At 74.4% G+C, this 13,238-nt stretch carries 10 protein-coding genes; 7 read left to right on the top strand and 3 right to left on the bottom strand.

What is annotated here, in order from left to right:
* Positions 1 to 73 precede the first annotated feature (73 nt).
* From mce to OG455_RS14515, 3 genes are all read left to right on the top strand, one after another.
* On the top strand, positions 74 to 523 hold the full coding sequence (mce, locus tag OG455_RS14505; RefSeq protein ID WP_266293744.1) for a methylmalonyl-CoA epimerase: 450 nt from the start codon (positions 74 to 76) through the stop codon (positions 521 to 523).
* Between the two features lie 384 nt (positions 524 to 907).
* Complete coding sequence (locus OG455_RS14510) at positions 908 to 5,608, top strand: hypothetical protein (protein ID WP_266293746.1); 4,701 nt, start codon at positions 908 to 910, stop codon at positions 5,606 to 5,608.
* Positions 5,609 to 5,715: 107 nt separating this feature from the next.
* A complete protein-coding gene (locus tag OG455_RS14515) occupies positions 5,716 to 6,645 on the top strand; it encodes a cellulose-binding protein (protein ID WP_266293748.1) in 930 nt (309 codons plus the stop codon).
* An 88-nt stretch (positions 6,646 to 6,733) separates the two neighbouring features.
* Here the strand turns inward: OG455_RS14515 and OG455_RS14520 are convergent, their stop codons facing one another.
* Entirely contained in the window at positions 6,734 to 7,501 is a 768-nt protein-coding gene (locus OG455_RS14520; RefSeq protein WP_266293750.1) for an alpha/beta fold hydrolase, read from the bottom strand.
* Between the two features lie 104 nt (positions 7,502 to 7,605).
* Between OG455_RS14520 and OG455_RS14525 the strand changes: the two genes are divergently transcribed.
* A complete protein-coding gene (locus OG455_RS14525; RefSeq protein ID WP_266293752.1) occupies positions 7,606 to 8,625 on the top strand; it encodes an ABC transporter ATP-binding protein in 1,020 nt (339 codons plus the stop codon).
* Position 8,626: 1 nt separating this feature from the next.
* Positions 8,627 to 9,394 carry an ABC transporter permease gene (locus tag OG455_RS14530; protein ID WP_266293754.1) on the top strand — a complete coding sequence of 256 codons (768 nt, stop codon included), beginning with the start codon at positions 8,627 to 8,629 and terminating at the stop codon, positions 9,392 to 9,394.
* A 64-nt stretch (positions 9,395 to 9,458) separates the two neighbouring features.
* On the opposite strand, the gene OG455_RS14535 is transcribed toward OG455_RS14530, so the two are convergent.
* A complete protein-coding gene (locus OG455_RS14535) occupies positions 9,459 to 9,779 on the bottom strand; it encodes an ATP/GTP-binding protein (protein WP_266293756.1) in 321 nt (106 codons plus the stop codon).
* Positions 9,780 to 10,224: 445 nt separating this feature from the next.
* Between OG455_RS14535 and OG455_RS14540 the strand changes: the two genes are divergently transcribed.
* Entirely contained in the window at positions 10,225 to 11,382 is a 1,158-nt protein-coding gene (locus OG455_RS14540; protein ID WP_266300777.1) for an LLM class flavin-dependent oxidoreductase, read from the top strand.
* Between the two features lie 94 nt (positions 11,383 to 11,476).
* Here OG455_RS14540 and OG455_RS14545 read toward each other — a convergent pair whose 3' ends face one another.
* Positions 11,477 to 11,869, bottom strand: coding sequence for an SCO5389 family protein (locus tag OG455_RS14545; RefSeq protein ID WP_266293758.1), 393 nt, complete (start codon positions 11,867 to 11,869; stop codon positions 11,477 to 11,479).
* Between the two features lie 704 nt (positions 11,870 to 12,573).
* Between OG455_RS14545 and nucS the strand changes: the two genes are divergently transcribed.
* Positions 12,574 to 13,233: an endonuclease NucS gene (gene nucS / locus OG455_RS14550; protein WP_266293760.1), complete on the top strand. Its 660-nt coding sequence runs from the start codon at positions 12,574 to 12,576 to the stop codon at positions 13,231 to 13,233.
* Positions 13,234 to 13,238: the final 5 nt, after the last annotated feature.

The raw sequence follows: 13,238 nt of genomic DNA on the forward strand, positions 1-13,238 counted from the left end.
CGCACGCGACCCGGTGGCGCGGCGCGGGCGATCTGCGCTGCACTGGTCCGACCCCAGCCTCAGGAGGCCCACCGTGTTGACCCGGATCGACCACATCGGCATCGCCTGCTTCGACCTCGACAAGACCGTCGAGTTCTACCGTGCCACGTACGGCTTCGAGGTGTTCCACAGCGAGGTGAACGAGGAGCAGGGCGTCCGCGAGGCGATGCTCAAGATCAACGACACCGGTGACGGCGGCGCCTCCTACCTGCAGCTGCTGGAGCCGACCCGGGAGGACTCCACCGTCGCCAAGTGGCTGGCCAAGAACGGCGAGGGCGTGCACCACATCGCCTTCGGCACGGCAGACGTCGATGCGGTGGCCGCCGACGTCCGAAGCAAGGGCGTCCGGGTGCTCTACCCGGAGCCGCGGATCGGCTCGATGGGCTCGCGGATCACCTTCCTGCACCCCAAGGACTGCGGCGGCGTGCTGACCGAGCTGGTCACCTCCGCGCAGCCCGGCGCGGAGCACGGGGCGGAGCACTGAGCACCGCCCCGACCGGCCGGTAACCTGCCCCAGTGCCGACCTCGGCGGTTACAGTCCCGCCGCGGCCCACTACACTGCCCAGGGTCGCGGGGAGTCCATAGCCAGGGCACGGCTGAACAGACGCAGTCCTGATCTGTCACCATTCTCCAGAAGGCAAGAGTTCGCCCAGGAGTCCACCCGGTCGGCGGAGCGCGGTTCCCCGTGCGCCCCACCGGACCATGGCTCCGACCGCGGTGGACGACTCCAGGAGAGCTGGGGGCGTCCCCGGTTCCGGCCCGTCCGGAGCTGGCCGCGGATGTTAGGACCTTTGCTGCCGGCCGACCCGACGGGGTCGGCACGGCGCACGGGTCGAGGACGCGACCAGGAGATGGATGGGACCGCGCAGTGCGGGGCAACGACCGCTACGAGGTTGAGGATCACCTCTCCCAGTTCGAGGCCGAGATGGAGCGGCTTCGCAAGGAGCGGGACAAGACCGTCGAGCATGCCGAGGACCTCGCCTACCAGGTGGAGGTGCTCCGGGCCAAGCTGCACGAATCCCGTCGGCAGCTGGCTCAGCCGCGCGCCTTCGACGCCGTCTCCGGGCAGGCCGAGCAGTTGCTGCGCACCGCGGAGCTGCAGGCCCAGCAGCTGCGCGCGGACGCCGAGCGGCAGCTGCGCGAGTCCCAGGCGGCCACCCAGCGGCTGATGGCCGAGGCCGCCGAGCGCACCGCCCGCCTGGAAGCCGAGCTGCAGGGCCGCCGCCGCCAGCTCGAAGAGGAAATGGTCGAGCTGCGCCGGGCCGCCGAGCAGCATGTCAACGAGAACGTCAACTGGGCCGAGCAGACCCGGGCCGGCACCGAGCAGGAGGCCCAGCGCCTGCTGCAGGAGGCCCGCGCCGAGGCCGACCGCTTGATGGGCGCCGCCCGCGCCGAGGCCACCGCCCTCGCCGACCAGGCCCGCGCGCAGACCGCCGCCGACGTGGACGCCGCGCGCGGCGAGGCCCAGGCCGCCGCCGAGGCCGCCCTGCTGCGCGCCCAGACCGACGCCGAGCGGCTGCTGCGCGCCGCCACCGAGCAGGCCCAGCACACCGTCGGCCAGGCCGAGGAGCTGCGCGGCAGCGCCGCCACCGAGGCCCAGCAGCAGCTGGCCGGGGCGCAGGCCGCCGCCGCGCGGCTGCAGGCCGAGGCGCTGACCGCCGCCGAGCAGCGGGTCGCCGCCGCCCAGGCCGAGATCACCGAGCTCAAGCAGCGCGCCGAGCAGGACCAGCGGCAGGCCCAGGCGGCCGCCACCCGGGCCCAGGCCGAGATCGAGCGGCTGCGCGCCGAGGCCGAGGCGGAGTCCGAGCGGGCCCGCCAGGAGGCCGCCGAGCTGCGCGAGCAGGCCACCAGGGCCGCCGAGCAGCTGCAGGCGGAGGCGCTGGCCACCGCCTCGCAGCGGGTCGCCGACGGCGAGGCCGCCAGTGAGCAGCGCTCGCAGACCGCCAAGGCCGAGGTCGCCCGGATGGTCGGCCGGGCCACCGAGGAGGCGGACCGGATCAAGGCCGCCGCCGCCGAGCTGCTCGTCCGGGCCCGGACCGCGCAGGCCGAGGCGGACGCCGCCAAGGCCGCCGCCGACGACGAGAACGACCGGCTGCGCACCGCCGCCGAGAGTGTCGCCACCCAGCTGCGCTCCGAGGCCGAGGCGGCCATCGCCGAGCTGCGCGCCGCCGCCCAGGCCGAGGCGGCCGAGGTCAGGGCACAGGCCGAGGCCGCCGCCGACGCGCTGCGCAACGACGCCCGCGAGCAGGGTCGGGCCGAGGGCGCCAAGGACGCCACCGTCCATCTGGCCAAGGCCGCCAAGAGCGCCGAGGAGGCACTCGCCCGGGCCACCCAGGACGCCCAGGCCACCCTCGCCGAGGCCGGCGCCGAGGCCGAGCGGGTGCGCACCGAGGCGGCCGCCGAGGCGGAGCGGCTGCGCGAGCAGGCGCAGGCCGCCGTCGAGCAGGCGCAGAACGCCGCGCTGGACGACGCCGCCGGCATCCGGGCCCGGATGGAGGCGATGCAGGACGAGGCCGCCAGGTTGCGCGCCGAGGCCGAGGAACTGCGCACCGGCGCGGCCGCCGAGGCCGAGAAGCTGCGCGGCGAGGCCCGCCGCCAGGCCGTCGCCCAGATAGAGGAGTCCGCCAAGAGCGCCGAGGAGCTGCTCACCAAGGCCAAGGCCGACTCGGACGAGCTGCGCGCGGGCGCGGCCGCCGAGGTCGAGCGGCTGCGCGGCGAGGCCAAGGAGCAGGCCGCCCAGATGCAGGCGCGGGCCGAGCAGACCCTGGCCAGGGCCCGCGGCGAGGCGGAGAAGCTCCACGCCGCCACCCAGCAGCAGCACAAGGACACGCTGGCCGCCGCGAAGGCCGCCGCCGCCGAGAACCGGGCCGCCGCCGAGCGGGAGACCGCCGAGCTGCGCCGCGAGGCCGTCGAGTACGACCAGCGGCTGCGCGCCGAGGCCGAGGAGCAGGCCGACGCGGTGCGATCGGCCGCCCAGCAGGCCGCCGAGGAGCGCGAGGCGCAGGCCGTGGCGGAGGCCGAGCAACTGCTGGCCGAGGCCGAGGCGACCGCGAACGCGCTGCGCGAGGAGAGCCGCCGGGCCGCCGAGCAGGGCGCCGCCGACCTGCTCCGCGAGCGCGAGGAGACCGCGGCCAGGCTGACGGCCGCCCAGCAGGCCCAGGACCGGGCCGAGACGGCCGCCGAGGAACTGACCGAGCGCACCGACGCCGAGCTGACCGCGCTGCGCGACGCGGCGACGCGGGAGACCGACGAGCAGCGCCGCGAGGCCGCCGCCGAGGTCGCCGAACTGCGCGCCGTGGCAGAGCGGGAGACCGACGAGCAGCGCGAGAGCGCCGAACGGGAGAGCGCCGAGCTGCGCCGCGCCGCCGCCGAGTACGACCAGCGGCTGCGCGCCGAGGCCGCCGAGCAGGCCGAGGAGCTGCGGACCAGGGCCGCCGAGGAACTGGCGCAGGCCGAGACGGCCGCCCGGAGCACCGTGGCCCGGGCCGACCAGGAGGCCGGCGCCCTGCGCACCGCCGCGGCCGAGGAGGCCGCCGCGCTGCGCGCCGAGATCGCCGAGGCACTGGAGCAGGCCAAGCTGGAGGCCGCCGGCGTCAGCGCCGCCGCCACCGCCCGGGCGACCGAGCTGGTCAGCACCGCCGAGGACGAGGCCGCCGCCGTGCGCCAGTCGGTGGCGGGGCTGCACGAGAAGGCCGCCCAGCAGGTGGCCGAGCTGACCGCCCGTGCCGAGCGGAGCGCCGCCGACCTGCGGGAGAGTGCCGAGCGGGAGACCGCTGAGCTGCGCGAGCGCACCGGTGCCGAGCTGGCGGAGCTGCGCGCCGAGGCCGAGCGGGAGACCGCTGAGCTGCGGGAGAGCGCCGAGCGCGAGAGCACCGAGCAGCGCCGCACGGCCGCCGCCGAGGTCGCCGAACTGCGCGAGCGCACCGCCGCCGAGGTCGCCGAACTGCGCGCCGAGGCCGAACGGGACGCGACGGAGCAGCTCGAACAGGCCGCCGCCGCGGCCGCCGCCGAGCGCGAGAGCGCCGAGCGGGAGGCCGCCCGGATCGCCGCCGAGGCCGAGACCTACCACGACCGGCTGCGCGCCGAGGCCGACGCCTACGACAGCGGCCTGCGGGCCGAGGCCGAGCAGTACGCCGGCCGGCTGCGCGCCGAGAGCGAGGCCGAGGCCGCCCAGTTGGCCGCCGACGCCCGCGACTACGACGCGGCGGTGCGCGCCGAGGCCGACGCACAGCTCGCCGACGCCCAGCAGGAGGCCCACCAGCACCGCACCGAGGCGCAGAGCCAGGCCCAGCACATGGTGGCCGAGGCGGACGAGCGCGGCGCCGCGATCCTGGCCGAGGCCGAGCAGTACGCGGCCCGGCTGCGCACCGAGGCCGAGGAGTACGCCTCCGCCACCCGCACGCTGGCCGAGGAGTACGAGGTCGCCAGCCGCGCCCGGGCCGACGCCTACGACGAGAGCACCCGGGAGCAGGCCGAGCACTTCGACAGCGCCACCAGGGCCCAGGCCACCTCGGTGCTGGAGAAGGCCTTCGCGGACGCCGAGTCGCTCGGCGAGGAGGCCCGGACCACCGCGCTGGCCACCACCGCCGCCGCCGAGGAGCAGGCCGACGCCATGGTCGCCGCCGCCCGCAAGGAGGCCGAGCGGCTGGTCGCGGCCGGCGAGGCGGCCGGGCAGGCCGAGGTCGAGCGGGCCCGCGCCGACGCCGACGCGCTGCTCTCCGAGGCCCGCCGGGACGCCACGGCGATCCGCGAGCGGGCCGAGGAGCTGCGCGAGCGCACCGAGGCCGAGGTGGAGGCGCTGCACGAGCGCGCCCGCAAGGAGAACGCGCAGGCCATGAAGTCGGCCGGCGAGCGGGTGGACGCGCTGGTGACGGCGGCTCAGGAGCAGCTCACCGAGGCCGAGGAGCTGGCGGTGGCCGCCGTCGCCGAGGCCGAGGAGCGCGCCGCCGCGCTGGTGGCGGCCGCCGAGGAGCGCGCCGCCGAACTCACCTCCCAGGCCTCCTCGGAGGCCAGCAAGGTGCGGATCGCCGCGGTGCGCAAGGCCGAGGGCCTGCTCAAGGAGGCCGAGCAGAAGCTGGCCGCCTCCTCCAAGAAGGCCGAGCAGCTGGTCGCCGAGGCCGAGCGGAAGCGCAAGTCGGCCCAGGACGAGGCCGAGGAGCAGCTGGAGGCCGCGGCCGGTGAGGCCGCCAAGCGGCTGCGGGCCGCCGAGGAGACCGCCACCGAGCAGCTGCGGCTGGCCGAGGAGGAGGCCGACCGGGTGGCCACCGCGGCCCGGACCGAGGCCCAGCGGGTCACCGACGAGGGCCGGCGCGAGCTTGACGAACTGGTGCGCCGCCGCAAGGACATCAACACCGAGATCTCGCGCGTGCAGGACGTGCTGTCCGCGCTGGAGGCCTTCGAGGCGCCCTCCCCCGTGCAGCAGGCGGTGGCCCGGGAGGCCGCCGACTCCTCCGGCGGCGCCAAGCGCGGCGGTGGCGCCGGCGGGTCCAACGGGGGTTCCAAGGCGGGCGCTGGAGTGGGCGCCCCCCGATCGGGTGGCGGAAGGTCCGGGGGGACACCACCCGATTGAGCGGACATTGTCCGTCAGCCATAGGCTTCTCGCCTACGACACTCCGGTAACGTGTCAGGATTCCCTCAACCTCATCAGCGGTTTGACGACAGGAAGCCCAGAACCCCATGAGCGACAGTCACTCCCCTCACGGCTTCGACCTGGTGCGCCGTGGGTACGAGCGCGCCCAGGTCGACGAGCGGATCACCAAGCTGGTGGCCGACCGTGACAGCGCGTTGACCCGGATCAGCGCGCTGGAGAAGCGGATCGAGGAACTCCACCTGGAGACGCAGAGCGCCCAGGCCCAGGTGGCCGACGCCGAGCCCTCCTACGCCGGCCTCGGCGCGCGGGTCGAGAAGATCCTGCGGCTGGCCGAGGAGGAGGCCAAGGACCTGCGCGAGGAGGCGCACCGCGCCGCCGAGCAGCACCGGGAGCTGGCCGAGGCCGCCGCCCAGCAGGTCCGCTCCGAGGCGGAGAACTACGCCAAGGACCGCAAGGCGAAGGCCGAGGACGAGGGCCTGCGGATCGTCGACAAGGCCAAGAGCGACAGCGCCCAGCTGCGCAACGAGGCCAACAAGGACGCGCAGAACAAGCGTGAGGAGGCGGACGCCCTCTTCGAGGAGACCCGCACCAAGGCCGCCCAGGCCGCGCTTGAGTTCGAGACCAACCTGGCCAAGCGCCGCGAGCAGTCCGAGCGCGACCTGGCGGCCCGTCAGGCCAAGGCCGAGAAGCGGCTGGCCGAGATCGAGCACCGGGCCGAGCAGCTGCGCCTGGAGGCCGAGAAGCTGCGCACCGACGCCGAGCGCCGCGCCCGCCAGACGGTGGAGACGGCCCAGCGCCAGTCCGAGGACATCGTCGCCGACGCCAACGCCAAGGCCGACCGGATCCGCAGCGAGTCCGAGCGCGAGCTGGCGGCGCTGACCAACCGCCGCGACTCGATCAACGCCCAGCTGACCAACGTCCGCGAGATGCTGGCCACGCTGACCGGCGCGGCCGTCGCAGCCGCCTCCCTGCCCACCGACGACGCCCTGGGCGTCCCGGCGCAGCAGTCCCGCTGACGCAGTGCCAGGACGGCGCCCGACCCCGCTGAGCCGGGGTCGGGCGCCGTCCTGCTGTGCCGTTGGAGGCCCCTGCCCCCGCCGCGGGCTACACCCGCCGCAGCAGCGCCGTCACCGCCGCGTTGAAGGCCGCCGGGGCCTCCAGCGCGCTCAGGTGCCCGACACCCGGAATCACCGTCAGTTCGGCGTCCGGCAGGGCCATCGCCAGCGCTTCCGCGTCCGCCACCGGGGTCAGTGCGTCGTACTCCCCCACCACCACCGCGGCCGGCACCCGCAACCGCTCCAGCAGCGGGAAGGAGTCGGGCCGGGCCGCCATGGCGCGCTGCGCCCAGGCCACCCCCGCCGGGGAGGCCGCGCCGATCAGCGCCCGCACCTCGGCGACCAGTTCCCCGGTGGAGTCCGGGCCGAGCAGCGAGCTCTCGGTCTTCTCCTCCAGCAGCAGGGCCACGCTCCGCCGGGCGAGAACCGCCGCCGCGATCCGCTCCCGGTTGGCCAGCGCGGCCGGCTGGTCCGCGCTCGCCTTGGTGTCGGCCAGCAGCAGGCCGGCCAGCCGCTCCGGGTGGCGGCGGGCGAAGGCCATCGCCAGGTAGCCGCCCATCGAGACCCCGCCGACCACCGCGCTCGCCACGCCCGCCTCGTCCAGCAACCCGGCCAGCAGGTCCGCCCAGTGATCGAGCGAGGGCTCCCCGTCCGGCGCCCGGGAGGCGCCGAAGCCCGGCAGGTCCGGCGCCAGCACCCGGGCCGTGCCGAGTGCTCCGTCGAGCTGGGCGCGGTACATCCCCGCGTGGAGGGGGAATGCGTGCAGCAGGAGCAGCGGTGTGCCGTTTCCGCTGTCGCGAAGAGCGAGATCGGTCATGGCGCCCACCGTAGGCGGCATCCCGAAGAGCCGCACAATCCGGGCTCATATGTCTTATTTGTCATAAACTGACGACGCATGAGGATCAGGGAGCGGGAGTGCCGATGATCGAGTTGCACGGACTGACCAAGCGCTACGGCGACAAACTCGCCGTGGACGGACTCACCTTCCAGGTGCCGCAGGGCGTGGTGACCGGGTTCCTCGGTCCCAACGGCGCCGGCAAGTCGACCACGATGCGGATGATCCTCGATCTGGACCGTCCCACCAGCGGCCAGGTCACCATCGACGGCAGGAGCTACGGCCACCTCAGCGAGCCGCTGAAGTACATCGGCGCGCTGCTGGAGGCGCAGGCCGTGCACCCGGGCCGCACCGCCCACAACCACCTGCTCTGGCTGGCCCAGAGCAACCGCATCCCGGTGGGCCGGGTGGACGAGGTGCTCGCCCTGGTCGGCCTGACCGAGGTGGCGCACAAGCGGGCCCGCGGCTTCTCGCTCGGCATGGGCCAGCGGCTGGGCATCGCCTCGGCGCTGCTCGGCGACCCGGAGATCCTGATGTTCGACGAGCCGGTCAACGGACTGGACCCCGAAGGCATCCTGTGGATCCGCAATCTGATGAAGCGGCTGGCCGCCGAGGGCCGCACCGTCTTCGTCTCCTCCCACCTGATGAGCGAGATGGCGCTGACCGCCGAGCACCTGGTGGTGATCGGCCGGGGCAAACTGCTGGCCGACCTGCCGATGGCCGAGTTCATCGAGCGCAACTCGCGCTCGGTGGTCCGGCTGCGCACCCCGCACCCCGAGCAGCTGCTGGACGCGCTGGCCGGACAGTCGATCACCGTCGACCGGCGCCCCGACGGCTCCCTCGAGGTCGCCGGCGGCGACCCGGCCCGGCTCGGCGACCTCGCCGCCGCGCACGGCGTCACGCTGCACGAACTGAGCCTGCAGCGGGCCTCGCTGGAGGAGGCGTTCATGCAGATGACGGCCGACTCGGTGGAGTACCACGCGGGCCCGCAGGGCGCCCCCGGCGCCCCCGGGCTCGATGCCGCGGGCGCCCCGGGCGTCTGGGGCGCGCAGTGGCAGCCGGCCGGCGGCACGGCGGACAAGAAGCAGCAGAAGGGCGCGAACTGAGATGGCATCATTCCCCGCGATCCTGCGCTCCGAGTGGACCAAGATCCGCAGCGTCCGGTCCACGGTCTGGACGCTGCTGCTCACCTTCGTGGTGACGGTGGGCCTCGGCGCGCTGCTCTCGCTGCTCACCAGGAACAACTTCGCCGACTTCCGCAAGAACGTCAGCACGCCCTTCGACGCCACTGCGACCAGCTTCTCCGGCATCGTGCTGGGCGAGATCGCGATGATCGTCTTCGGCGTGCTGGCGGTCGGCAACGAGTACAGCACCCGGATGATCCGGGTCTCGCTCGCCGCCGTACCGCAGCGCGGCACCCTGCTCAGCGGCAAGCTGCTGGTGGTCGGCGTGCTGGCCCTGCTGGTCTCGCTGGTGACGGCCTTCATCGCGTTCTTCCTGGGCCAGGCGCTGCTCGGCTCGCACCACACCACGCTCGGCTCGCCCGACGTGCTGCGCGCGGTCTTCGGCGCGGCGGCCTACCTGACCCTGCTCTGCCTCTTCTCGGCCGGGGTGACCGCGATGCTGCACAACCAGACCCTGGCGCTCGGGGTGCTGGTGCCGTTCTTCTTCCTGCTCTCGCCGATCCTCTCGGCGGTGCCCAAGGTGAAGACCCTGGCGCACTACTTCCCGGACTTCGCCGGGCGGCAGATGCTCACGGTCTTCCCGACCTCCGACACCCCGTACGGCTGGCTGGCCGGTTTCTTCATCTGCGGCGCCTGGACGTTGGCGGCCATGCTGGGCGGCGCGGCGGTGCTGAAGAGCCGGGACGCCTGACGGCGGTCCCGCACCCGCGGGCCCGCCCGCGCGGCGGCTCGGCTCGGCAGCGCGGCTCGGCGGCTCAGTAGCGGGGCGCGCCGCGCCCGCGCTGGACCGCCGAGCCGCGGCGTTCGCGGGCGCCCCAGCAGGCCCGGTGCCAGTGCCGGCGGTCCTCCACCCCGGCGCCGTGGTCGGGCCAGGCCACCACGTGGCCCGTCCCGGGCGGGATCTCCTGATCGCAGCCCGGGCAGCGGTAGAACCGCCCCGGGGTGCCGGCCACCGTCTGGACCACCCACTCCTCGCCCTGGAAGCTCTCCGTCCGGCGCAGCGAGCCGCCGAGCGGGGCCGCGGGCTCGGCGCCCCGTTCGGTGGAGCTGCTGATCCGGTTGCGACGCGGAGACACGATGGTCACCTCTCGGTGGGGGCGCGGTTCGCCCTCCAGGTTAAGACCGACCGGCCCGGGGTCGGCGAACCCGGGGTCGGCAGGGAGCCGCCCTGAGGCGCACAGCGACCTCTATCACGACCAGGGTGGCGGTTGACGGGGTTTCGGGGATATACACCCGTTCTGCGAGGAAATTGCCCGTCCTGAGTGCCAATGGCACATGACATGGGTTACTCACGTGGTGACAGAGCGGGGCTCGCACAGCCTGCGCGCACCCGAGGAGGGCATTTCCGTGACCCAGACCAGCGCCGCCGCCGGTGTCCACCCCGACTCCGACGCCGACCATCCGCCGCGCGCCGACCGGTCCGGCCGCGGCACCCGCGCGCCCCTGGCGGAGCGTCCGCCGGCGCTGCCCCCGGCGCCGGCCACCGAGCGCGGCGGCAGTCATCCGGCGGCCCAGGACACCATCCGGGTCGGCGCCTTCCTGCTCTCGGCCCAGTTCCCCGGCCAGCACCACGCCGAGGTACTGGACCGGACGGTGGCGGCCACGGTCGCCGCCGAACGGGCCGGGCTGGACGCGGTCTGGCTGGCCGAACACCACTTCGTCCCGTACGGGGTCTGCCCGAACGCCGCCACCCTGGCCGCGCTGCTGCTCGGCCGCACCCGGCGGATCCAGCTCGGCACCGCGGTCAGCGTGCTCTCCACCACCCACCCGATCGCGCTCGCCGAGCAGGCGGCGCTGCTGCACCTCACCTCCGGCGGGCGGTTCACCCTGGGGGTCGGGCGCGGGGGTCCCTGGGTCGACCTGGCGGTCTTCGGCGGCGGACTGGCCGCCTACGAGCAGGGCTTCGCCGAGCGGCTCGACCTGCTGCTGAGCTTCCTGCGCGGCTCACGGGTGCGCGGCGACGGGCCGCAGTTCACCTTCCCCGAGGTCGCGGTGGTGCCGCGGGCGGCCGAGCCGGCCAGGCTGGCCGGGCGCGAACTGGCCGACTGGCTGGGCCTGCGCCCCGAACCGGCGCTGCGGTTCCCGCGCCAGCGCACCGAGGCCGGCGGTGCGAGCGGCGGTGCGAGCACGCCGGGCGGCGGCCCGACCGCGGCCGGGCCGGCCGTGGTGGTCGCCTGCACCTCCCCCGCCGGCGTCGAACTGGCCGCCCGGCGCGGGCTGCCGATGCTGCTCGGGATGCACTCGGGCGACGAGGACAAGCAGCTGATGCTCGCCGCCTACCGCACCGCCTGGCGGGCCTGCGGACACGGCGAGGAGCGACTGGCCCGGGTGGAGCGCGAGCACGTGGCGGCGGGCGTGGCGCAGGTGGCCGACCGCACGCCCGCGGCCCGGGCCACCCTGCTGCGGGCGATGCCGGGCTGGTTCGAGTACGGGCTCGGCGCACATCGCACGGTGGACGGGCGGGAGCGCAAGATGCGCGATCCGCACGCGTACACCGAACTGCTCTGCGACCTGCACGCGGTGGGCACCCCGCGGCAGTGCGTGGACCGGCTGCTGGCCACCGCCGAGCGGACCGGGATCCGGCGCTTCGCGCTGCTCGCCGAGGGCTCGGGAGACCACGCGGGCACCTTGGAGAACATCACCCGGCTCGGCGCCGAGGTCCTCCCCCAACTGAGCTGAGGGCGGCCGGGCCTGGCAGGACCGGCACGGCCCGGTCCGTCAGGGCGATCGGCCGCCGCCGCTGGTGGCAGCGGCGCCCGACCGCGCTGACGGCTCAGCAGTCGCGCAGCAGCGGCGACTGGTTCAGCAGTTGGGCCCGTACCGAGGTGAAGCGCAGACGCCGCGCCTCGGCATCGGCCGTCGGACCGAAGACCGCCACCCGGTGGCAGTTCTGGAAGGCCAGCTGGACCCCGAAGTGCCGCTGCAGGGCACCGCGGATGGCGTCACTGGCCATCGCGCGCAGCAGCTGGCCGCGCGCCTGCTCGCTCGGCGGCGGGACCTGGTTGTCCGCGAAGCCGGTGCCGTCGACCTTCATCTGGGCGACGAGCGAGCTGATCAGGTCCCAGGCATAGGGCAGGGACGTACGGACGCAGTCGACGAACTCCCGCTCGTCGACCTCGCCTCGCTCGGCCTTCTCCAGAAGAGCCGGTGAGACGTCGAGCGACATGGGTTCTCCTCTCGCGGTCCACCGCGCGCACCTCGCGCGGGTGGTGGTGCCAAGTGCAGATGGTGCGACTGGTGCGACTGGTGCGACTGGTGCAATCAGTACCAATGGTGCGAATGGTGCGGATCAGGTGCGGGTGGTGCCGTGCCGTGCCGTGCTCAGTCGGTTGGCCCCGGGAAGGGGCGTGCCGGTCGGACCCGACCTGGGCGGTACCGCCGCGGTCGGCACCCCTCGCGGGGCGGACGCGGCTGTGACCAGGGTCGCAGCCCAGGCCCGACAAAACTGTCGAACGACGCTATTGCCGTCGAAATCGGTGCCAACGCGGCCGGAATGGCTGAAACCATCCCGGTGCCACCGATGCCGATCCATCGCCACACTCCATCCCCGTTGGCTACGCGGGCGTTCGAAGGCGTCACCCAACGTAGCGGTCTGGGCGCACAGGCGCCAGACTCCGGGAGCCACGGACTCCCGGGTTCCCATGGTTCGCCCCCTTCTACTCCCCGGCACACCCCTCGGATGGGGTTGCTTCAATTGGCTCCGCCCGCCCCGGTCGTTCGACCGCGCGTCTCGCCACGGCGCCCTGCGGTGCCGCGCATCCCGTCCGCAGTCGAACGCCTGCCGGGAGGATTGACGCACCGAGCGTCGCCCTCCGGTCACCTCACGTGATCGCGCTCAAGGGCCGCTCGGAAACGCCTAGGCTTGCCCCCATGCGTCTTGTCATCGCCCGCTGCTCCGTCGACTACGCTGGTCGACTCTCCGCCCATCTGCCCTCCGCCACCCGGCTGATCCTGATCAAGGCCGACGGAAGCGTGAGCGTCCACGCCGACGACCGCGCCTACAAGCCGCTGAACTGGATGTCACCGCCGTGCAGCCTCAAGGAGGCCGACGGCTCGTGGACGGTGGCGAACAAGGCGGGCGAGAAGCTGATCATCACCCTGGAGGAGGTCCTGCACGACTCCTCGCACGAGCTGGGCGTCGACCCCGGGCTGATCAAGGACGGCGTCGAAGCACACCTGCAGGAGCTGCTGGCGGACCGCATGGAGGTGCTCGGCGCCGGCTGGTCACTGGTCCGCCGCGAGTACCCGACCGCGATCGGCCCGGTCGACATCCTCTGCCGGGACGCGGCCGGCGGCACCGTCGCGATCGAGATCAAGCGGCGCGGCGAGATCGACGGCGTCGAGCAGCTGACCCGCTATCTGGAACTGCTCAACCGCGACCCGCTGCTCGCCCCGGTGAAGGGCGTCTTCGCCGCTCAGGAGATCAAGCCGCAGGCCCGGGTGCTGGCCACGGACCGGGGCATCGACTGCGTGGTGCTGGACTACGACGCGCTGCGCGGCATCGACGACGACAAGCTGAAGCTGTTCTGACGCTC

The organism is Kitasatospora sp. NBC_01287 (assembly GCF_026340565.1).
In the GTDB taxonomy this organism is placed as follows: Bacteria; Actinomycetota; Actinomycetes; order Streptomycetales; family Streptomycetaceae; genus Kitasatospora.

What these genes read in the sequence shown, in the direction of transcription:
- OG455_RS14545 (WP_266293758.1), bottom strand. Translation starts at nt 11,869, where the DNA reads ATGTCGCTCGACGTCTCACCGGCTCTTCTGGAGAAGGCCGAGCGAGGC.
- OG455_RS14515 (WP_266293748.1), top strand. Translation starts at nt 5,716, where the DNA reads ATGAGCGACAGTCACTCCCCTCACGGCTTCGACCTGGTGCGCCGTGGG.
- OG455_RS14525 (WP_266293752.1), top strand. Translation starts at nt 7,606, where the DNA reads ATGATCGAGTTGCACGGACTGACCAAGCGCTACGGCGACAAACTCGCC.
- nucS (WP_266293760.1), top strand. Translation starts at nt 12,574, where the DNA reads ATGCGTCTTGTCATCGCCCGCTGCTCCGTCGACTACGCTGGTCGACTC.
- OG455_RS14530 (WP_266293754.1), top strand. Translation starts at nt 8,627, where the DNA reads ATGGCATCATTCCCCGCGATCCTGCGCTCCGAGTGGACCAAGATCCGC.
- OG455_RS14520 (WP_266293750.1), bottom strand. Translation starts at nt 7,501, where the DNA reads ATGACCGATCTCGCTCTTCGCGACAGCGGAAACGGCACACCGCTGCTC.